Source organism: Pectobacterium sp. CHL-2024, from assembly GCF_044751765.1.
In the GTDB taxonomy this organism is placed as follows: domain Bacteria; phylum Pseudomonadota; class Gammaproteobacteria; order Enterobacterales; family Enterobacteriaceae; genus Pectobacterium; species Pectobacterium brasiliense.
Map to the genome: position 1 here is coordinate 557,455 of NZ_JBIXKO010000001.1, position 20,050 is coordinate 577,504.

Here is a 20,050-nt window from a genome sequence, read left to right on the forward strand (position 1 = left end):
ACAGATAAATATCATGAAACATGATAAGCCAATTACACACGTTCGCGTTCAGGTTATATAAAAATAACATTAACGAATAACCTATATATTCGATAGGTTTTACGTGCGCTAACGTCGGTAATAGGCCGTGTCCTTAAGGCTCAACGCCCATTCTCTATAATGTTACACGGATTTTCCTGAAAGTGAGTCCTTGAAATATCTTAAAAATACGTCTGTGGAGTAGAGGAAATTTTACGGATGCAAACTACGCTTTAATACAGAAGGTGACGTCTTCCTGACCAGCAGGAATGAATAAAATCACGACGCCCTGACGCGACAAGTTGGCATAAGGGTTGCTGGACTCAGGAGATTTCTTCTTTCGGAGGGCAATACATTAATAGGCATATATTCCACACGCTCTCTTAATCTGTGCTAATCGACGAAGGACGGGCATCGCTATGAACATATTTGATCACTACCGCCAGCGCTACGACGCTGCCAAGGACGAAGAGTTCACTCTGCAGGAATTCCTTACCATCTGTCAGCAGGATCGCAATGCTTATGCGAACGCGGCTGAACGATTGTTAACGGCTATCGGTGAGCCTGTAATGGTGGATACCGCCCAAGAATCACGAATGTCGCGCCTATTCTCAAACCGGGTGATTGCTCGCTACCCTGCTTTTGAAGAATTTTACGGCATGGAAGAGGCTATCGAACAGATCGTCTCTTACCTGAAACATGCCGCGCAGGGATTAGAAGAGAAGAAACAGATTCTGTATCTGTTGGGGCCCGTCGGCGGCGGGAAATCCTCTCTTGCCGAACGCCTGAAGGCGCTAATGCAGCGCGTACCGATTTACATCCTCAGTGCCAACGGCGAACGCAGCCCGGTGAATGATCATCCGCTCTGCCTGTTCAACCCGCAGGAAGATGCCGCAATACTTGAGAAAGAGTATGCCATCCCACGGCGCTACCTCGGCACCATCATGTCACCGTGGGCGGCCAAGCGCCTTCAGGAATTTGGCGGCGACATTACCAAGTTCAAAGTCGTCAAAGTGTGGCCATCGATTCTGGCGCAAATCGGGATCGCGAAAACCGAGCCGGGTGATGAGAACAATCAGGACATTTCAGCGCTGGTCGGTAAAGTCGATATCCGCAAGCTGGAGCACTATGCTCAGAACGATCCCGATGCCTACGGCTACTCCGGCGCATTGTGCCGGGCGAACCAGGGCATTATGGAATTCGTCGAAATGTTCAAAGCGCCGATCAAGGTGCTTCACCCATTGCTGACTGCGACACAAGAAGGCAACTATAACGGGACGGAAGGCATTGCCGCCCTGCCGTTCAACGGCATTATTCTGGCGCACTCCAATGAATCCGAGTGGGTGCAGTTCCGTAACAACAAGAACAATGAAGCGTTTCTTGACCGCGTGTATATCGTGAAGGTGCCGTACTGCCTGCGCGTGTCCGAAGAGGTCAAGATCTACGACAAGCTGCTGGATCACAGCGAACTGACGCACGCCCCTTGCGCGCCCGGCACGCTGGAAACGCTGGCCCGTTTCTCCATTCTGTCACGCCTGAAAGATCCGGAAAACTCCAGCATCTACTCCAAGATGCGGGTTTACGACGGAGAAAGCCTGAAAGATACCGATCCGAAGGCGAAGTCCTATCAGGAGTATCGCGACTATGCGGGCGTGGATGAGGGAATGAACGGTCTGTCGACCCGCTTCGCGTTCAAGATTCTGTCGCGCGTCTTTAACTTCGATCATAGCGAAGTCGCGGCCAACCCAGTACACCTGTTCTACGTGCTGGAGCAGCAGATCGAGCGCGAACAGTTCCCGCAGGAGCTGGCAGAGAAGTATTTAGAGCACCTGAAAGGCTATCTGACGCCGAAATACGCCGAATTTATCGGTAAAGAGATCCAGACCGCCTATCTCGAATCCTATTCCGAATACGGCCAGAACATTTTTGACCGTTATGTTACCTATGCGGATTTCTGGATTCAGGATCAGGAGTACCGTGACCCAGATACTGGCCAGCTGTTTGACCGTGAATCGTTAAACGCCGAGCTGGAAAAGATCGAGAAGCCTGCGGGCATTAGCAACCCTAAAGACTTCCGTAACGAGATCGTCAACTTTGTCCTGCGCGCCCGTGCCAACAATAGCGGCCGGAATCCAAACTGGACCAGTTACGAGAAGCTGCGTACGGTCATTGAGAAGAAGATGTTCTCCAATACGGAAGAGCTGCTGCCTGTGATTTCGTTTAATACCAAAACCTCAACGGATGAACAGAAAAAACATGATGACTTCGTCGATCGCATGATGGAAAAAGGCTACACCCGGAAACAGGTTCGTTTGCTGTGCGAATGGTATCTGCGGGTGAGGAAGTCATCATAATGACGCACGATGCTGGCAACAGCGTTTGGGGGAAACATGGCCTATTTTATTGACCGACGGCTGAACGGCAAAAACAAAAGCACGGTGAACCGCCAACGCTTTCTGCGCCGCTATAAGTCGCAAATAAAACAGTCGATTTCCGAGGCCATTAATAAGCGTTCGGTGACCGACATCGAAAGCGGGGAGTCAGTCTCGATCCCCAATGCAGACATCAACGAACCGATGTTCCATCAAGGCCGTGGAGGACGCCGCCACCGCGTCCACCCGGGCAACGATCACTTTGTACAGAACGACAAAATCGAGCGGCCACAAGGAGGTGGCGGCGGTGGTTCCGGTCAGGGGGATGCCAGTAAAGATGGCGAAGGCGAAGATGAATTTGTCTTTCAGATCTCCAAAGACGAATATCTGGACCTGCTGTTTGAAGATCTGGCGCTGCCGAATCTGAAGAAGACCCAGCATCGGCAGATGACCGAGTACAAAACGCACCGCGCTGGGTATACCGCTAACGGCGTTCCTGCCAATATCAGCGTGGTACGTTCGCTGCAAAACTCGCTGGCACGCCGTATGGCGATGACAGCGGGTAAACGGCGTACGCTGCATGAACTGGAAGAGACGCTGGAACAGCTGGCGCATACCGAACCTGCACAATTGCTGGAAGAGGAACGGCTGCGGCAGGAAATTAACGAACTGCGCCAGAAAATCGCCCGCGTGCCGTTTATCGATACGTTTGACCTGCGCTACAGGAACTACGAGCGTCGGGCCGAACCGTCGAGCCAGGCTGTGATGTTCTGTTTGATGGACGTGTCCGGTTCGATGGATCAGGCGACGAAAGACATGGCGAAGCGCTTTTATATTCTGCTGTATCTGTTCCTCAGTCGAAATTATAAAAACGTCGACGTCGTCTACATTCGCCACCATACGCAGGCGAAAGAGGTTGATGAACAGGAGTTCTTCTACTCTCAGGAAACCGGCGGCACCATTGTCTCCAGTGCGTTAAAGCTGATGGAGGAAGTGGTTCGCGAGCGTTACGATCCGTCTCAGTGGAATATCTATGCGGCACAGGCGTCGGATGGCGATAACTGGGCTGATGACTCACCACTGTGTCACCAGATTCTGGCAAATCAACTTCTGCCGATGGTGCGTTACTATAGCTATATTGAAATCACCCGGCGTTCACACCAGACGCTCTGGCGCGAATATGAAACGCTGCGCGATACGTTCGACAATTTCGCCATGCAGCATATCCGCGATCAGGATGATATCTACCCTGTCTTCCGTGAACTCTTCCGTAAACAAACTGTAGGGCATTGACCCACCTCTCAATCAGCCAGTTATCTGTTAATGATTAATCGTTAGCTGGCTGATTTTCTCTTTCCGGGCATTTTCCTATAAACATGCATTTATAATACATGTATTATAAATAGCATTATACCTGCACAGAGAATCACTTATGAACATTGATAAATTCAAACACCAGCACAACGAAATACTCGAAAGCATTGATACCCTGCGTCGGCTATCACGAGAAGGCGTGACGGAGAACGCCACTGACATCGCCCGCTCCATCGTCGCCATGAGTTCAACCATCAAGCTGCACCTTTCCGCAGAAGATCGCGTGCTTTACCCTTCGCTTCAGCGCAGCGGTGACGAGCAGTTAACGAAGATGAGTCAGCATTATCAGAATGAAATGCAAACCATTGCCGCAGATTACGATGCGTTTTCCCGTCGCTGGAATACGGCTTCACAACTGATAGGGCACGATAGGGATTTCCGGGCTGATGCCAATAACGTGTTGCGTAAGGTCTATGAACGTATGCAGCGGGAGAATCACGATTTTTATCCCCGCATTGAAACGGTCTGAGTGGATTAAGCACGTTTGACTAAAGGGCGGAAAATCTCTGCTCCGCCCTGTTGATTAGCGCCTTCATACAACCTCGCCACGCTACTTCCCTTCACATCATCGTGACATTGTCACAAAGATAACGCTTTCTTTCCGCCAGTGTGCGCATTACCCTGTCGAACCCATAAAACATAGATTTCTGTTTTTGTTATGCAACGATTTGTTCTGATTTTACTGACTCTGGTTCTACTCGGCCCTCTGGGCATCGACATCTATTTACCGCTTATTCCTGCCATCGCCGTGGCGCTGAACAGCCCTGAATCGCTGATTCAATCCACCGTCGCACTGTTTATTCTGATCATGGGATTAGGTCAACTGCTAGCAGGGCCGCTGGTCGATAAGTACGGTCGCCGCCCTATGGCGCTGGCTGGCGTGATTATCTACCTCATCGGTGCGATCATGGCCGCGCTAGCCACCAGCGCCACGCTGTTCGTCCTCTCACGTCTTTTTCAGGGGCTGGCTGTCTGCTGTACCGCCGTCGCCATTTTCAGCAGCGTGCGTGACAAACTGAACGGCGACGATGCAGCCAGAACCTATGGCTTTCTTAACGGCACGTTGAACATTGTGCCGGCATTGGCACCGCTCTTGGGTGGGCTTTTGGCTGAAGCCTTCGGCTGGCGTGCGCCCTTCTGGTTCCTCGCGGGCTACAGCATTCTGGTACTGGCACTCGTCATCCGCTTCCTCCCTGAAACGCGCCCAGACTCAACGCTGCCCGTACACGGCTTGCCGCTGCGCCAATACGCACGTTTGTTATCCGATCGCCAGTTTCTGGGATTCGCCTCAGTCAACGCGGGTGCCATGGGGATGGCATTGACCTATGTCACCTTCTCTCCCGTGGTGCTGATGAATGAGGCCCGGCTCACGCCGCTTGAGTTTTCCATTGCCTTTGGCGTAAACGGTTTTTGGATCATGCTGGTCAGCTTCTTTGCAAATCGCATTATCCGCAAAGTCGGCCGACCGCGCTGTCTGGCTATCGGTAGCCTGCTGATGGGAACAGGGTTTCTTTCGCTGCTTGGCGGCGTCGTTCTCTTACCCGAAGCCATGCAAAACACCTGGCCAACCTACATGCTGCCTGTCGCGCTGGCCTGTGCCGGTCTGGCATTTTTGATCGGGCCGTCCACCAGCTATGCGCTGGAGCCTTATTCCAATGAGGCGGGGATTGCGTCGGCGATGGTAGGATTTGTGCAGATGGCGGGCGGCGCGGCGCTGGGCCTGATTGCTATGGCCATTCCTCTGCCGTCAAAAGTATCACTGGCGCTGGTCATGCTCTGTGCCGCTCTGCTGGCGATACGCGCCCGCCTGCTTACGCGGCACCACAAGAGCAGCATTACATCGCTGCCCCGTAATTAGTTCAAAACCAAGTAGTTAAAAACTAAGTAGTTCAAACCTAACGAGCATACCTTTCCACGGACAAATCATCGGACTCAATCTCCGGTGATTTGTTCGACAGAATATCCGCCAGCAATTTCCCCGATCCACAGGCCATCGTCCAGCCCAACGTGCCATGTCCCGTATTCAGGTACAGATTGTTTAGCGGTGAGCGCCCTACCAGCGGCGTGCCGTCTGGCGTCATCGGACGCAATCCCGTCCAGAAGGTTGCTTGCTCAATCGGGCCGCAGTGAGGATAGAGGTCGCGCACCACCATTTCCAGCGTTTCACGGCGCTTGGGATTCAGCTCGGTGTTAAAACCCACGACCTCTGCCATGCCTCCAACGCGAATGCGACGATCAAAACGAGTAATCGCTATTTTATAGGTTTCATCCAGTACGGTAGAAACCGGTGCAAAAGCGTCATCCGCCAGCGGAATCGTCAGTGAATAGCCTTTCAGCGGATAAACCGGAATATCGAACCACTGACGCAGTAATCCGGTGGAATAGGAGCCGCACGCCATCACATAGGCATCTGCCACGATCATTTCATCGTCGCACTGGACGCCCGTCACGCTTTGCCCTTCCACCCGCAACTGGCGAACGTTACGCCCCAGCTTAAAGGTGACGCCTGCATCGGCAGCCATCGCCGCCAGTTGGCGAGTGAACAGCTGACAGTCGCCGGTCTCATCATGCGGTAAACGCAGCCCGCCGGTCAGTTTTCCCGCCACATGCGCCAGCGCAGGTTCCACCGAGGCCAGCTCATGACGCGTCAGCAGTTGATACGGTACGCCAGCCTCTTCCAGCACGGCGATATCGCGTGTCGCGTTTTCATACTGCTGCTCAGTGCGGAACAGTTGCAGCGTTCCACCTTGCCGACCCTCGTATTGGATACCGGTATCTCGCCGCAGCGCTTGCAGACAGTCGCGACTGTATTCCGCCAGACGCACCATCCGCGCTTTATTCGTTTTATAGTGGCGCGCGTCACAGTTGAGCAACATTTGCCACATCCAGCACAGCTGTGCTGCCGTGAAGTCCGGCCGGATGGCCAGCGGAGCATGACGCTGAAACATCCACTTTATCGCTTTCAGCGGTATTCCCGGCGCAGCCCAAGGCGCGGCATAGCCGGGGGAAATCTGTCCGGCATTTCCGGCGCTGGTTTCCAACGCGGGCTCCGGCTGCCTGTCGATCACGGTAACATCATGCCCTGCCTGCGCAAGATACCAGGCGGTACTTACGCCAACGACGCCACTTCCCAGAATCACAACCCGCATGCTACCGCTCTCCCTTTCTCTCCGTTAAAGACCGTCTAATCTACTGGAAAAATGCTTATTTAATGGAATAAAACACTAGTTAAAAGGTAAAACTGAAGACTACTCTAGCATTTGGGAAGGAATTGTCACCAATCCCGACGATAACATTTATCTATTGTTATCTCTTCGATCCGTTGCTTCTACGTTGGGATCGTAACGAAATAACTGTGAAATCATTCACAAAATACGTATTCGTTTTTTAGCTAAAAAGCTAAATAAAAGTAAAAAAGGGGAAAATGTTAAAATCCAGGTTAATTAATAAGTTAGTTATATTGTTTATTTTTAAATTGTGACAACCATCACGCCAATAGAATAACCAACATCACTGTCAAGACACTTAGCCCCGTAATTAAATACAAATTTGCGACATTCATCAAAAAAACGCCTTATCAGTTTAATAACATTGTGTTCACACGGTGGTTATTCATATTTCCAGAGGGCGACGATGAAAATTGGATTAGTCATTAGCGGCGGCGACGTTAGCGGAATAAATAACTTCATCTTTCAGGTGAACAGAATGACTGCCTCTGACATCGTCATTTTCGATGGGGGAATTAATGGCCTTATCGATAACTGCTGTAAAGTCCTCACTCGCCGCGATTTAGTGGATTATTCCCTCTCGGCAATGCCCCTGATTACTTCAGGGAGAAAAACCGGAAAGTGTAGGAAAACAGACTATGAACAAATCGTCAAAAACATTCAAAAACAAAAACTCGACGCGCTCATTATGGCTGGCGGAGATGGCTCATTCCAGTTTTTAAAAAAACTCAGTCACTATGGCGTTCATTGCTATGGCGTAGGTATGACGATTGATAATGACATTTCAGGGAATAGCTATACGATTGGTTTTTCTACCGCCTGCGAGCAGGTAATGGGTGAAGTAGAAAAATTACGAAATACAGGCCGCGGGTTACAAGGCCGGGTATTCATGATTGAATTACTCGGTGGATATTGTGGCGAATTAACCTTGCAGGCGGCATTAAAGAGCAACGCAGATATCGCACTCATTCCAGAATCACCGTGGGATATTGATAAATTATCACAATGTATTCGGGAGAAAATCGCAGAACAAAACAGCGTGATCATTTTATGCTCTGAAGGCTATACCCATGAGTATACTCCTGGCTTTCAGGGCGCTATCGATACCATTATCAAGAAACTAGAGCATAAGATTGGCATCCGTATCCGAAAAACTATTTTGGGATATGGTTTACGAAATGGCGCGCCCACCGGGGAAGAAATTATTCAGGGCACCCTATTAGCAGAAGAAGTGGTTCGGTGTATTAACGCCGGACTAACCAATAAAATTATCATTATCAATAATAACAACAAGGCTATTCCTATCGACCTGGAGGATTCCGAACGACGTTTGGTTGATGTCGACAGTCACTTTTATAAGCTCGCGAAAGCCCATCACCTTATATGAGGCCATGATTATGTTGAAAGTACTTTGCGTTTGCGGTTGTGGATTAGGTTCCAGTTTCGCTATAGAAATGACAGCCAAATCCGTACTAAAAAAATTAGGCATTGATGCAGAAATAAATCACACCACGATTTCAGAGGCCTCAGCCTTCAATTATGACGTCATCCTAACCCAGAAAATATTTGCTGACATTCTGAATAGCGATGCCAGCGAAGATGAGAAAAAAAGAGTCATCATTCTTAATAAATTGACTGATAAAGATGAAATAGAAGAAAAAATTTTAACTTATATCCAGGCTCATCAATAGCATGAGGTGAAAAATGAACACCGTTATCAATTTCATTGTGAAAGATTTATTAGGCCAGGCATCCATATTAATCGCGCTGATCGCCATGATCGGGTTGATTCTGCAGAAGAAATCAGTAGGAAAAATTGCTGAGGGAACCTTCAAGACGCTGCTGGGTTTCCTCATCATGATGGCAGGGATTAACATCATCGTTGATACCCTGACTTATTTGAACAACATATTTACCCAAGGCTTTGGCATGAAAGGCTACATCACCGATGTCGCCGCCATCGCCGGGTTGGCAAACCGCGAACTTGGGTCAGAAGTCGCGTTGACGCTCATGGTGATCTTTGCCGTTAACATCCTTATTGCACGTATTACTCCCTTTAAATATATCTTCCTAACGGGACAGGCTCTGCTGTGGATGGCAACCATCGGCACCGTGATCGGCTATAAATCGGGCTTGACCGGCGCGACACTGATCTTAACCGGAGGCATATTTGGCGGCATTATGGCCGTGCTGATGCCTGCACTGGCGCAGCCGATTGTCCGTAAAATCACGAATTCCGATGATGTTGCACTGGGGCATTTTTGTACCATCGGGTATCTGGTGCAGGCCGCCGTCGCGCGGTTAGTCGGTAAAAATTCCAAATCCACGGAAGATTTAACGCTGCCTGATAATTTCAAATTCTTGCAGGATACCTACCTGTCGATGGCCGTGGTCATGGTGCCGATGTACCTCATCCCTGCCGTGGCGGCGGGACCGACCTACATCGCGCAGTACGCCAACGGCGTCAATTATCTGATGTATTCCTTCATGCAGTCCATGCAGTTTGTCGCAGGCGTTTTCGTTCTCTACAGCGGCGTCCGTCTGCTGCTTAATGAGCTGGTTCCCGCATTTCGAGGTATCGCCATGCGGCTGGTTCCTAACGCCAAACCCGCGTTGGATTGCCCGGTGCTCTTCCCCTATGCGCCCAACGCCGTGATTGTTGGCTTCCTCGCCACCACCGTCGGTTCTATTCTCGGGATGCTGATCTTCCCGATGTTTGGATTGGCGATGATTTTGCCAGGTTTACTGACCAACTTCTTTGCGGGCGGCACAGCCGGTATTTTCGGTAACGCCATGGGAGGACGGCGTGGCGCAGTCATCGGCGGCGTGGTTCATGGTCTTTTCATTACCTTATTGCCCGCCATTCTGGTGCCATTACTGGAAGTCTTCGGATTTACTGGCGTCACCTTCAGTGATTCCGATGTCATCGGCACTGGCCTGATATTAGGACATGCCTTCCAGCAAGACTGGTTATTTGTCGCCGCCTTTGTCGCGTTCGTTGCCTTCATTGCCTTTATTGCGAATCGTAAACTATCGCAATAGCGTATTGGCCTGCCGTCATGATGCAAATAGCTTAAGGAGTCACTATGTTTTCTCTACTCAAACGCTTTTTATCCCCGGGCCCCGCTTCCGACCCACGCGATAATAAGGATGACAATCGCATCAGGGAAATTGAGGAAGAATTAGCGGAGCTTGAGTCTCGTTTAGTTCAGGATCCGGCCCATAGTGAAACGCAAAAAGCGCTAATGATTAAATACAACCAGGCCATTCAGTTATTTTCTGTGCATCCTGACTATCGGGATCGCGTTGATCGTATTTTTATTCAGATAGATGAACTCAGAAATACCATTCGGAAAAATATATGAGGATTTATGAGCATAAAAAATTTCCTTTTGCAGCATCATTGTATTCAACTCGGCGTAATATGTGAGACATGGGAAGAGGCTATTTATTGCGCCGCGCAACCGTTAATTCGCGCAGGATGTATCACAAAGCACTATCCCATCGCGGTAATAGAAAGCACGAAGAAATACGGGCCTTATTATGTTTTTGATGAAGGTATCGCTATTCCCCATGCGCGTCCCGAGTGTGGAGTTCAGGAGAATTGTTTTAGTTTACTGACGCTCCAGACACCGCTCTCGATTCAGGGCAGTGAGCCGGTGGACATTTTAATTATGTTCGGCGGCATTAACAGCGACGCGCATATTACTGAAGGTATTGCCTCAATCATCAATCTATTGGAAAAGCACGACATGCTCTCCCGTATTCGAAATGCCACTACGGCAGATGATATTGTCGGAGTATTATGAAAAAGCTTATTTTAGTAAATGGTATTCCCGCATCAGGGAAAAGCACGGTAGCACGTATTATTGCGGATGAATTGAGCTTCCCACGGTTAAGCCTTGATGAAATAAAAGAGCCGTTCATGATGCAGTTCTGCGATGCCATTGATAGAACGTTAAACAGAAAACTGGGATATGCCGCCTATCAGGCCATGTTTAATATTGTCAGGCAGGCGCCTGAAAATAGCATTCTGATTCTCGACGCCTGGTTTGGATTTCGCGAGAGAGCCGTATTACAGGACTACCTGGCTTCATGTGGCATCCACCATACGCTTGAAATATGGAATGCCATCTCATCCGATCGGGTTGCGGCGCGATATCAAGCCAGAGTTAATGAAAGAATAAAAGGCCATCCCGGAAACGAGTATCTCCCGGAATTAATTTCACTCGCACATCAGGCGAAACCGATGTGTATTGGAAAGTGTTACACGGTTGATCAGGATAAGGAAATTAATCATCAGGAATTAATTCAATGGATCAAAACACACCTGGATTAATCGCTTATTTATATTATTTTTATGAGGGTAATTATTATGAACGCCATGACAACAGCTGAACACCGAGGATATCAATTAATTTGTAACGCAACAGGCGCTATGATGGTTATTGCCTGCGATCAACGTGGCGGTATGCGAACATTATTAGCACCGACATCAGAAGCACAGGCCGCGATTACCAATGAAACATTAGGAAAAACAAAATATGACATCACTCGCTATCTGGCGGCGGAGGCAGGTTGTGTGCTGGTTGATCCGATCTGCGCCATACCGGGCCTGATAGACGAAGACATTCTGCCCCGCGATACGGGCCTGCTCATCGGGCTTGACGCGTCAGGCTGGGAAACAACGCCAGAAGGCTACCGCATCTCCACGATGGTTGAAGGCGTAACGGCACGTAAAGTGCGTGAATGGGGTGCCACTGGCGGAAAAATCATGATCTACCTTCGCCCGGATAGACCAGACGCCAATACCCAGAACCTTGCCACACTCCGTACCGTGATTCAGGATTTTGCGCAGGAAGATTTACTGCTCGTCGTCGAATTCCTGACCTATCCTCTGGAAAATGAATCTCGCGACGCCTATACCCGCCTCCTGCCCGAACTCATTCCCGCAGGCTGTCAGGCCTGTATCGACCAAGGCGCAAAGGTCTTAAAAATCCCTTACCCTGGATCGGATGAGGCCTGTGCACACGTGACTGCACTCTGCGGTGACATTCCCTGGGCCGTCCTGTCTGCCGGCGTCGATCACGCGACGTTTCTCCCTCAGGTAGAGAGCGCGTTGAAAAATGGTGCCTCTGGCGTGATTGCCGGACGCTCTCTGTGGAAGGATTGCATCTCGCTCGATCGCAACGTTTCTAAAGAGAAGCTGTCTACCATTGCCGTTTCCCGCCTCAACGATATTCAGGCGCTGTTAAAACGGTATCAACACCGCTAGTTCAGATGGCATTTCGCGCTCTCTCCGGGGAGCGCATTTCCCTATCAATCGACAGCGTAAGACCGGTTTCTTTTTTATCCCCTCAGCGACCTTTCTCCATCAAATACGCTCAATTCGTCAATTGCCGCGTTTCCAAAGCTCAGCTATAACTAAATGAACAACGATGATTTTTTGACAGGAGCCAACGGGAAGGCGGTAAACGAGATCTCACGTACAGACTTGCTATGTTAGGGGGCGCGCTGATGGCTATATCGACGGATAATCAGGTAAAAAAAACACTTCGCCTGAGTGATGGACCGGACTGGACGTTTGAGTTATTGCAGGTTTACCTTGATGAGATTGATCGGGTGGCGAAGCTGTATCGTCTGGCAACCTACCCTCATCAGATTGAAGTCATCACTTCAGAACAAATGATGGACGCCTACTCCAGTATAGGCATGCCGATCAACTATGCCCACTGGTCGTTCGGGAAGAAATTTATCGAAACCGAACAGCGCTACAAGCACGGGCAGCAGGGGCTGGCCTACGAAATCGTCATTAACTCCGATCCCTGTATCGCGTATTTGATGGAAGAGAACACGCTGCCGATGCAGGCGCTGGTGATGGCACATGCCTGCTACGGACACAACTCGTTCTTCAAAGGCAATTACCTATTCCGCAGTTGGACCGACGCCAGTTCCATCGTCGATTACCTGCTGTTTGCCCGACAGTATATCGCGCAATGCGAAGAGCGTTATGGCGTGGACGAAGTGGAGCGCCTGTTAGATTCTTGCCATGCGCTCATGAATTACGGCGTTGACCGCTATAAGCGCCCGCAGAAGATTTCGCTCGAAGAGGAAAAGTCACGCCAGAAAAGCCGTGAAGCCTACCTGCAAAGCCAGGTTAACGATCTCTGGAAAACCTTACCGCGTCGTGAACAAGGTGCCGCACCAGAGCAAGCCCGACGTTTTCCGCAAGAACCGCAGGAAAATCTGCTCTATTTTATGGAGAAAAACGCGCCGCTGCTGGAGCCCTGGCAGCGTGAAGTTCTACGTATCGTACGAAAAGTCAGCCAGTATTTTTATCCGCAGAAGCAGACTCAGGTGATGAATGAAGGCTGGGCGACGTTCTGGCACTACACCATTCTGAACCATCTCTATGATGAAGGTCGGGTCACCGAGCGCTTCATGATGGAGTTCCTGCACAGTCATACCAACGTGATCTATCAGCCGCCGTACAATAGTCCTTATTACAACGGGATTAATCCGTATGCGCTGGGCTTCGCGATGTTTCAGGACATCAAACGTATTTGTCAGTCACCGACCGACGAAGATCGCTACTGGTTCCCCGATATCGCGGGCAAAGACTGGCTTGATACGCTGCATTTTGCGATGCAGAACTTCAAGGACGAGAGTTTCATCAGCCAGTTCCTGTCGCCTAAATTGATGCGTGATTTCCGGCTGTTTACGGTTCTGGACGACGATCGCAATAATTATCTGGAAATTGCCGCGATTCACGACGAAGAAGGCTATCGTTTGATCCGGCAGGAACTCTCCGCCCAGTACAACCTGAGCCATCTGGAACCGAACATTCAGGTCTGGAACGTGGATTTACGCGGTAATCGGGCGCTGACGCTGCGCTATGTCCCGCATAATCGCGCACCGCTGGATAAAAGTAGTCAGGAAGTGTTAAAGCACGTCCACCGCCTGTGGGGATTTGACGTCTATCTGGAGCAGGCTAACACGGATGGCAGCATCGAGTTGATTGAACGCTGCCCGCCGCGTAACGGGACGGCAGCCACATAACGAAACTCGGTTCACAGGTCAGCGATACAACGCAAGAAAAAGGAGATTCAGGCAACAACCTGAATCCCCTTTTCATATTTCACAATGACGCAGCGGTATGAGTCTTAGCGGCGTACTTCCGCGATATCCCGTGGGATCGCGCTCTGCATACTGTGCCAGATCGCCCCACTTTCTTTACCGTAATGCCTAACGACATCCATCACCTGATCGTAGAGCTCTTCGCTGCGCAACGTTTCCAACCGACCGTAAAAATTCACCGCCAGTTTGCGGGCTTCCGGATTGGAGAAATAGTAACGCCCTACGCGAATATACAGCCCTTTCAGGCCGTTCAGGATCAGACCATAAATCGGATTGCCAGAGGCAAAGGCCAAACCTCGAAACACGTTGTAGTCAAGCTGCGCAAAGGCTTCCGCGCTATCGTCTACCGCACTTGCCTGAGTTAATACATCCCGCACTTTTTCCGGATTATGGCGTAGCGCCGTCCGAATAAAAATCGCGGCAATGTTGGTGCGCACGGCCAGCAGGTTATCAATCAGTTGCGGCACGCTATCGTGATCGAGTCGCGCCAGCGTTTCCAGAATATTGAGCCCGGAGGTTTCCCAAAAGTTGTTAATCTTTGTGGGTTTCCCGTGCTGTATCGTCAGCCAGCCATCGCGGGCCAGGCGCTGAAGTACTTCACGCAGGGTAGTACGGGTCACGCCAATCAGTTCGGAAAGCTCTCTTTCCGCGGGCAAAATAGAGCCAGGAGGAAAGCGGTTATTCCATATACTTTCGATAATGTATTCTTCCGCGAATCCAGCCGGACTTTGCGCCTTTATAACCATGTGTTTGATAATCCGTAGCGGTGATTGCCGAAAAAAGCCAAGTCATAATACCAGACGAAAGAATCATGATATAGCGCCGCACTCGGGCACCGAACCATTTCAATGAAAAATTGTGACTGCAAACCGCCCTCTCGCGGCGTAAAACAGTAGACTTCTGCCCGTTTGTAAAGTTTTTACGATATGATAAAAACCATCAAACTATTCTAACGAATAAGGATTCCTCTTCCATTATGATCGGCATGCCCCTTCACAGCGCGCTGTTAAAAAATTTTCTGGGATACGCGCCAGACTGGTACAAATTAACTATTTTTTGCTTCTTGCTGATTAATCCGCTGCTGTTCTATTTTGTCAGCCCGTTTTGGGCCGGTTGGTTACTCGTCGTGGAGTTTATTTTTACGCTAGGCATGGCGCTGAAATGTTACCCGTTACAGCCTGGCGGCCTGCTGGCACTACAGGCCATTCTCATCGGTATGACCAGCCCACAGCAGGTGTGGCATGAAGTCACGGGGAATATTGAAGTCCTCATGCTGCTGGTATTTATGGTGGCAGGCATCTACTTCATGAAGCAACTGCTGCTCTTTGTGTTTACCAAACTGCTGTTGCGCATTCATTCCAAGACGCTACTCTCGCTTGCGTTCTGTATCGCCGCTGCTTTTCTTTCCGCGTTCCTTGACGCGCTGACCGTGATTGCCGTTGTTATCAGCGTCGCTATCGGGTTTTATGGTATTTATCACCGCTTCGCTTCTCAACAGGGTGGAGACGAGGCTGATATCAGCGATGACAGCGCACTAAGTAGCGAGGAGCATCGTCGTACTCTGGAGCAATTCCGGGCATTCCTGCGTAGTCTGATGATGCACGCAGGCGTCGGTACGGCTCTCGGCGGTGTGATGACGATGGTTGGTGAGCCTCAAAACCTGATTATCGCGAAAAGCGCAGGCTGGGATTTCGTCAGTTTCTTCCTGCGTATGTCACCCGTGACCGTTCCCGTCCTTATTTGCGGCACCATTACCTGTGTGCTGGTTGAACGTTTCAAGCTGTTTGGCTATGGGGCAAATCTGCCAGACAACGTGCGCCGCGTGCTTGAGGATTATGATCGGGACATGACAGAAAAGCGCACGCCGCAGGATAAAGTGCGTTTGCTCGTGCAGGCGGTGATTGGCGTCTGGCTCATCGTCGCGCTGGCGTTTCATCTGGCTGAGGTCGGGTTGATTGGCCTCTCTGTGATTATTATGGCCACAACGTTCTGTGGCGTGACCGAAGAACATGCGATCGGTAAAGCGTTTCAGGATGCCATGCCGTTTACTGCACTGCTGACGGTCTTCTTTGCCATTGTCGCCGTCATTATCGATCAGCACCTGTTCTCACCGATTATCCATTACGTCCTGCAATCCTCTGATAGCGCCCAACTGACACAGTTTTATCTGTTCAATGGCCTGCTCTCGTCGATATCGGATAATGTCTTTGTTGGCTCGGTTTATATTAACGAAGCGCGCAACGCCTTTGAAAACGGCAAAATCTCGTTACCCCAGTTTGAGTTGCTCGCTGTCGCTATCAATACCGGTACCAATCTGCCTTCCGTCGCCACGCCGAATGGGCAAGCGGCGTTTCTGTTCTTGCTGACGTCCTCTCTGGCACCGCTGATCCGTTTATCTTACGGGCGCATGGTGATCATGGCATTGCCTTATACCATTGTGATGACCCTGGTCGGGTTACTTTGCGTTGAATTGACGCTGGTACCGTTCACCGACTTTTTGATGAATAAACAATGGATTTCTTTGCCAGACTTGACCATATCGGGCAGTCACTCATAATCACGATCGTGTATAGTAATTGCGGCAGCGACAATTTCGGCCTTGATGATGTTATCAATACGATTTTCGCCGCCGTAAAATGACAGAAAAAGCATCAAATAAACATATCGTTACGTTTTGCACAGTGAAATGATGGCAGTGAAGCCAGAACGGTTTACACTGCTGCTTTAATCATGTTTAGCATGGAATATTTTTATGTTGCGATTTCTTAATCGTTGCTCACGCGGGCGTGGTGCGTGGCTGCTGCTGGCGTTTACTGCTTTAGCGTTGGAATTGACCGCGCTCTATTTTCAGCATGTGATGTTATTAAAACCGTGCGTGCTGTGTATCTATCAGCGCTGTGCGCTGTGGGGCGTGTTCGCGGCAGGTATTGTTGGTGCTATCGCGCCATCAACGGCGTTGCGTTACCCAGCCATCGCGCTATGGATATACAGTTCTTACGAAGGGGTCCGACTGGCATGGAAACACACGGATATTTTGTTAAATCCGTCGCCGTTTACCACCTGTGATTTCTTTGTCAGCTTCCCGTCATGGTTGCCTTTGGACAAATGGCTTCCGGCCATTTTCAATGCGACAGGTGATTGCTCAGTACGTCAGTGGGAATTCCTTTCCATGGAAATGCCACAATGGCTGCTTGGCATCTTTGCTGCTTATCTGTTGATTGCCGTGCTGGTCTTGATCGCTCAGCCTTTCCGCCCTAAGCGTCGCGACCTCTTCAGCCGCTAATCCATCATCTGTTAAGAACAGGCCGAAAAGCCCGACAATAGTCGGGCTTCTGGTAACTGTTTCTACACTTCACAGGCTTGTGCTACCCCTCACTGCTGTGGTCGGTAGATATCGCGATAGTGACCTAATCTTTCGTTAAAAAAAGGTCTTTTTTCCTGCGGGATTCTTCGTGATATTTCATCTGCGTCGATCTTTTTTTCCTGACTTTCCATAAAAGCAATGGTGGAGGCAGCAAAATCGGTGTACTGCTCGCTGTACTCAAGAATGATTTTCTCAAAGTTAATCACATGCTCTCCCTCCTTCTGGTTTAACTGCTTTAAAATTATACAACACGTCACGATTTGTGCCGGAGATGACAGCATGATTCGCACAATGAAAAAGAGAAATGTGAAGTGACAGGCAAAAAGCAGATGAGCGTTCCAGTTCCGGCAGTGAAGTGCGGTGTTTCACCTCAACGATATATAAACCACCAACCTCTTTCTGCGCGTTTTTTCTTCATTAACATACCCCCCAAGACTATAGTACCTACCGCAGGTCAACGATGACTTTTCACCCCATGAGGTATTTCTATCGCAATTGATTTATTCAGGAGAAACAACCATGTTAGGCAATATCAATATCTTCATCGCCGTATTGGGCGGCATTCTTTTTCTCAGTTTCCTGGCGGCGTACCTAAGCCCCAAATGGGATGATTAATGAACACTGACTCTCCCCCCGATAAAAAGCCCCTCTTCTGAGTGATTCAGCTGAGGGGCTTCTTATTTCCACTAGTAAAAAGTTCCAACCGGGCAACTAACCACGCCAAACCATCACTATCGCGCCCATTCTGGTTTATTTAAAATATGGTCCTGCCAGTCCACCACTTCACTCTCACGCACGGCGATATGGCGCACGGAGATACGCTCCCGGTGCATGGCTGTCTTGGTGCCACAGACCAGCGGATGCCACTGCGGTAAATCTTCACGCTCATGAATCAGGCGATAAGCACAGGTCGCGGGTAGCCAGTTAAACGTCAGCAGATTTTCGCGTGTCAGCTTGATGCAGTCCGGCTCGTATTCGAAGCGTTTCTCATAGTTACGGCACTGACAGCTTTTAATATTCAGTTGATTACAGGCGACGTTGGTAAAGTAGATTTCCTCCGTATCCTCATCAATCAACTTATGCAAACAGCACTGACCGCAGCCATCGCACAGCGACTCCCATTCATCGTCAGACATCTCAGACAACGTTTTTTGCTGCCAAAAAGGGCGTTCAGTCATGTCTCTTCCAGTTACCTTAGTTGTTAAATCGATAGCGTTGTAAATAAAGATGCGTGATTCTGGCGGGCGCGGCGGGGAAATGTGCTGCCCGTCTTCAACACGGGCAGCCAGGGGAGCGTTAGATAATACGCGTGCTTAACGTCCGGTCATTGACCGTAATCGTCAGCATATCGCCAGACAGGATCGGACCGACCCCTTTTGGCGTACCCGTCAAAATAATATCGCCCGCACGCAGCGTAAAGAAACGGCTCATGTAAGCAATCAGCGGCAGAATCGGCGTAATCATATCACGCGTGTTGCCCTGTTGGCGCACTTCATCATTCACTTTTACACCCAAATCGGTTTGCTGCGGATCGCCAAACTCGGCAACCGGAATAAAACCGGAGATCGGGCAGGAACCGTCAAACGCTTTGGCTTTTTCCCACGGTTGACCCGCCTTTTTAAAGTCGGACTGCAAATCACGCAGCGTCAGATCCAGTGCCACACCATAACCCGCAATCGCCCGAGCAACGCGTTCTTCATTCGCCTGCTTTAACGGCGTACCGATCAGCACAGCCAGTTCGACTTCGTGGTGAACCGAACCCAGATTTTTAGGGATGGCAACGGGCTGGCGTAAGTCACACAGTGCGGTTTCAGGCTTGATGAATAAAACGGGCTCGCTCGGGGTCGCGCTGCCCATTTCTTTGATGTGTTCTGAGTAGTTGCTCCCGACGCAAACGACTTTATTTACGGGGAAATCAAGCAGCGCGCCCTGCCAGTCTCTGTGTTGATACATGGGTATTCTCCTGCCCTGTCTGTTGGATTATCGCTGCTTTCGTGGCGCAGAACCTGCCCAAAATGAAAACAGCTATATAAAAACACGATGGTGCAAAACCATCGTTATATCATCGCAGCGGGGGTTACCCCAACAGATTTCAGGTGAGCAAGGCTGGGGAGCTTATGAGGGAGAAACGAAGCCCTATCCCATCAAAAAAGGAAACAATTAAATTGTGGCGAGGTAAAACTCAAAAAGTGAATATTTATCGCGCGGAATATCCTGCAAACGGCTGAGATATTCCACGCTAAATTATGTTTGCGGCTTTATCTGAAAGTACGCCTTGGTATTATTTTTTTACACTTATACCGGCGTGTTTAATAAGCTCTCGACCGGTGGAGGAACTTGCAGATAAAAGCCCTGTTCCTGTAGCGCAAGTTTCACTTTTTCTATATCGGCATTCGCCAGTTTTTTACGCCCATCCAGCGGTAAAACCATGGCTAACTGCGGCGTGCCGAAACTTTTCATTAATTCTTCCGGCACACGTGAGAAATCGTCTTTTTTTTCAACATAAAGATAGGTCTGATCGCGTTTAGCACTTCGATAGATCACACAAAACATTTTTT

The 20,050-nt window shown here is 49.7% G+C and carries 21 protein-coding genes; 15 read left to right on the top strand and 6 right to left on the bottom strand.

The features are described from left to right. The first annotated feature begins 437 nt into the window (after positions 1-437). The 4 genes from yeaG (at position 438) to ACIPUG_RS02470 (ending at position 5,622) form a co-directional block, all read left to right on the top strand. Positions 438-2,372 (top strand): protein kinase YeaG, encoded by a 1,935-nt coding sequence (gene yeaG / locus ACIPUG_RS02455; RefSeq protein WP_010275400.1) that lies wholly within the window; start codon positions 438-440, stop codon positions 2,370-2,372. A 36-nt stretch (positions 2,373-2,408) separates the two neighbouring features. Continuing rightward, positions 2,409-3,683: a YeaH/YhbH family protein gene (locus ACIPUG_RS02460; RefSeq protein ID WP_010275403.1), complete on the top strand. Its 1,275-nt coding sequence runs from the start codon at positions 2,409-2,411 to the stop codon at positions 3,681-3,683. A gap of 139 nt (positions 3,684-3,822) precedes the next feature. Continuing rightward, the gene (locus ACIPUG_RS02465; RefSeq protein WP_400337193.1) at positions 3,823-4,233 is read left to right on the top strand and encodes a hemerythrin domain-containing protein; all 411 of its coding nucleotides are present in this window, start codon (positions 3,823-3,825) and stop codon (positions 4,231-4,233) included. A 189-nt stretch (positions 4,234-4,422) separates the two neighbouring features. Continuing rightward, positions 4,423-5,622, top strand: coding sequence for a multidrug effflux MFS transporter (locus ACIPUG_RS02470; RefSeq protein WP_400337195.1), 1,200 nt, complete (start codon positions 4,423-4,425; stop codon positions 5,620-5,622). A gap of 37 nt (positions 5,623-5,659) precedes the next feature. Here the strand turns inward: ACIPUG_RS02470 and ACIPUG_RS02475 are convergent, their stop codons facing one another. Beyond that, complete coding sequence (locus ACIPUG_RS02475; protein ID WP_180791915.1) at positions 5,660-6,913, bottom strand: D-amino acid dehydrogenase; 1,254 nt, start codon at positions 6,911-6,913, stop codon at positions 5,660-5,662. A 484-nt stretch (positions 6,914-7,397) separates the two neighbouring features. On the opposite strand from ACIPUG_RS02475, the gene ACIPUG_RS02480 reads away from it, so the two are divergent. The 8 genes from ACIPUG_RS02480 (at position 7,398) to ACIPUG_RS02515 (ending at position 14,050) form a co-directional block, all read left to right on the top strand. Beyond that, on the top strand, positions 7,398-8,378 hold the full coding sequence (locus ACIPUG_RS02480) for a 6-phosphofructokinase (protein ID WP_400337197.1): 981 nt from the start codon (positions 7,398-7,400) through the stop codon (positions 8,376-8,378). A gap of 10 nt (positions 8,379-8,388) precedes the next feature. Beyond that, on the top strand, positions 8,389-8,682 hold the full coding sequence (locus tag ACIPUG_RS02485) for a PTS sugar transporter subunit IIB (protein ID WP_039288047.1): 294 nt from the start codon (positions 8,389-8,391) through the stop codon (positions 8,680-8,682). A 13-nt stretch (positions 8,683-8,695) separates the two neighbouring features. Beyond that, the gene (locus ACIPUG_RS02490; protein ID WP_014915314.1) at positions 8,696-10,033 is read left to right on the top strand and encodes a PTS sugar transporter subunit IIC; all 1,338 of its coding nucleotides are present in this window, start codon (positions 8,696-8,698) and stop codon (positions 10,031-10,033) included. Between the two features lie 44 nt (positions 10,034-10,077). Further along, positions 10,078-10,356, top strand: coding sequence for a hypothetical protein (locus tag ACIPUG_RS02495; protein ID WP_039464155.1), 279 nt, complete (start codon positions 10,078-10,080; stop codon positions 10,354-10,356). 6 nt (positions 10,357-10,362) lie between these two features. Beyond that, positions 10,363-10,800 (top strand): PTS sugar transporter subunit IIA, encoded by a 438-nt coding sequence (locus ACIPUG_RS02500; RefSeq protein WP_039464157.1) that lies wholly within the window; start codon positions 10,363-10,365, stop codon positions 10,798-10,800. After that, on the top strand, positions 10,797-11,330 hold the full coding sequence (locus ACIPUG_RS02505; RefSeq protein WP_039464159.1) for an AAA family ATPase: 534 nt from the start codon (positions 10,797-10,799) through the stop codon (positions 11,328-11,330). The genes ACIPUG_RS02500 and ACIPUG_RS02505 overlap by 4 nt, the downstream gene beginning before the upstream one ends. Before the next feature lie 36 nt (positions 11,331-11,366). Beyond that, positions 11,367-12,266 carry a tagatose-bisphosphate aldolase gene (locus tag ACIPUG_RS02510; RefSeq protein ID WP_203450443.1) on the top strand — a complete coding sequence of 300 codons (900 nt, stop codon included), beginning with the start codon at positions 11,367-11,369 and terminating at the stop codon, positions 12,264-12,266. A 242-nt stretch (positions 12,267-12,508) separates the two neighbouring features. Further along, on the top strand, positions 12,509-14,050 hold the full coding sequence (locus tag ACIPUG_RS02515; protein ID WP_039279593.1) for a SpoVR family protein: 1,542 nt from the start codon (positions 12,509-12,511) through the stop codon (positions 14,048-14,050). A 104-nt stretch (positions 14,051-14,154) separates the two neighbouring features. On the opposite strand, the gene fadR is transcribed toward ACIPUG_RS02515, so the two are convergent. Further along, positions 14,155-14,874: a fatty acid metabolism transcriptional regulator FadR gene (gene fadR / locus ACIPUG_RS02520; protein WP_010275449.1), complete on the bottom strand. Its 720-nt coding sequence runs from the start codon at positions 14,872-14,874 to the stop codon at positions 14,155-14,157. Positions 14,875-15,104: 230 nt separating this feature from the next. On the opposite strand from fadR, the gene nhaB reads away from it, so the two are divergent. Together nhaB and dsbB are read left to right on the top strand one after the other, a co-directional pair. Beyond that, on the top strand, positions 15,105-16,685 hold the full coding sequence (gene nhaB / locus ACIPUG_RS02525; protein ID WP_400337201.1) for a sodium/proton antiporter NhaB: 1,581 nt from the start codon (positions 15,105-15,107) through the stop codon (positions 16,683-16,685). A gap of 195 nt (positions 16,686-16,880) precedes the next feature. Continuing rightward, positions 16,881-17,411: a disulfide bond formation protein DsbB gene (dsbB, locus tag ACIPUG_RS02530; RefSeq protein WP_039286627.1), complete on the top strand. Its 531-nt coding sequence runs from the start codon at positions 16,881-16,883 to the stop codon at positions 17,409-17,411. Between the two features lie 89 nt (positions 17,412-17,500). On the opposite strand, the gene ACIPUG_RS02535 is transcribed toward dsbB, so the two are convergent. Beyond that, entirely contained in the window at positions 17,501-17,698 is a 198-nt protein-coding gene (locus ACIPUG_RS02535) for a DNA polymerase III subunit theta (protein ID WP_010275471.1), read from the bottom strand. A 313-nt stretch (positions 17,699-18,011) separates the two neighbouring features. Between ACIPUG_RS02535 and mgtS the strand changes: the two genes are divergently transcribed. Next, positions 18,012-18,107 carry a protein MgtS gene (gene mgtS, locus ACIPUG_RS02540; RefSeq protein WP_005968788.1) on the top strand — a complete coding sequence of 32 codons (96 nt, stop codon included), beginning with the start codon at positions 18,012-18,014 and terminating at the stop codon, positions 18,105-18,107. Between the two features lie 116 nt (positions 18,108-18,223). Here the strand turns inward: mgtS and ACIPUG_RS02545 are convergent, their stop codons facing one another. From ACIPUG_RS02545 to ACIPUG_RS02555, 3 genes are all read right to left on the bottom strand, one after another. Beyond that, positions 18,224-18,670, bottom strand: coding sequence for a YcgN family cysteine cluster protein (locus tag ACIPUG_RS02545; protein WP_010275477.1), 447 nt, complete (start codon positions 18,668-18,670; stop codon positions 18,224-18,226). A 118-nt stretch (positions 18,671-18,788) separates the two neighbouring features. Next, positions 18,789-19,445, bottom strand: coding sequence for a fumarylacetoacetate hydrolase family protein (locus tag ACIPUG_RS02550; protein ID WP_010275479.1), 657 nt, complete (start codon positions 19,443-19,445; stop codon positions 18,789-18,791). Between the two features lie 342 nt (positions 19,446-19,787). Continuing rightward, the gene (locus ACIPUG_RS02555) at positions 19,788-20,045 is read right to left on the bottom strand and encodes a YcgL domain-containing protein (RefSeq protein WP_039315168.1); all 258 of its coding nucleotides are present in this window, start codon (positions 20,043-20,045) and stop codon (positions 19,788-19,790) included. Between the last annotated feature and the right edge of the window lie 5 nt (positions 20,046-20,050).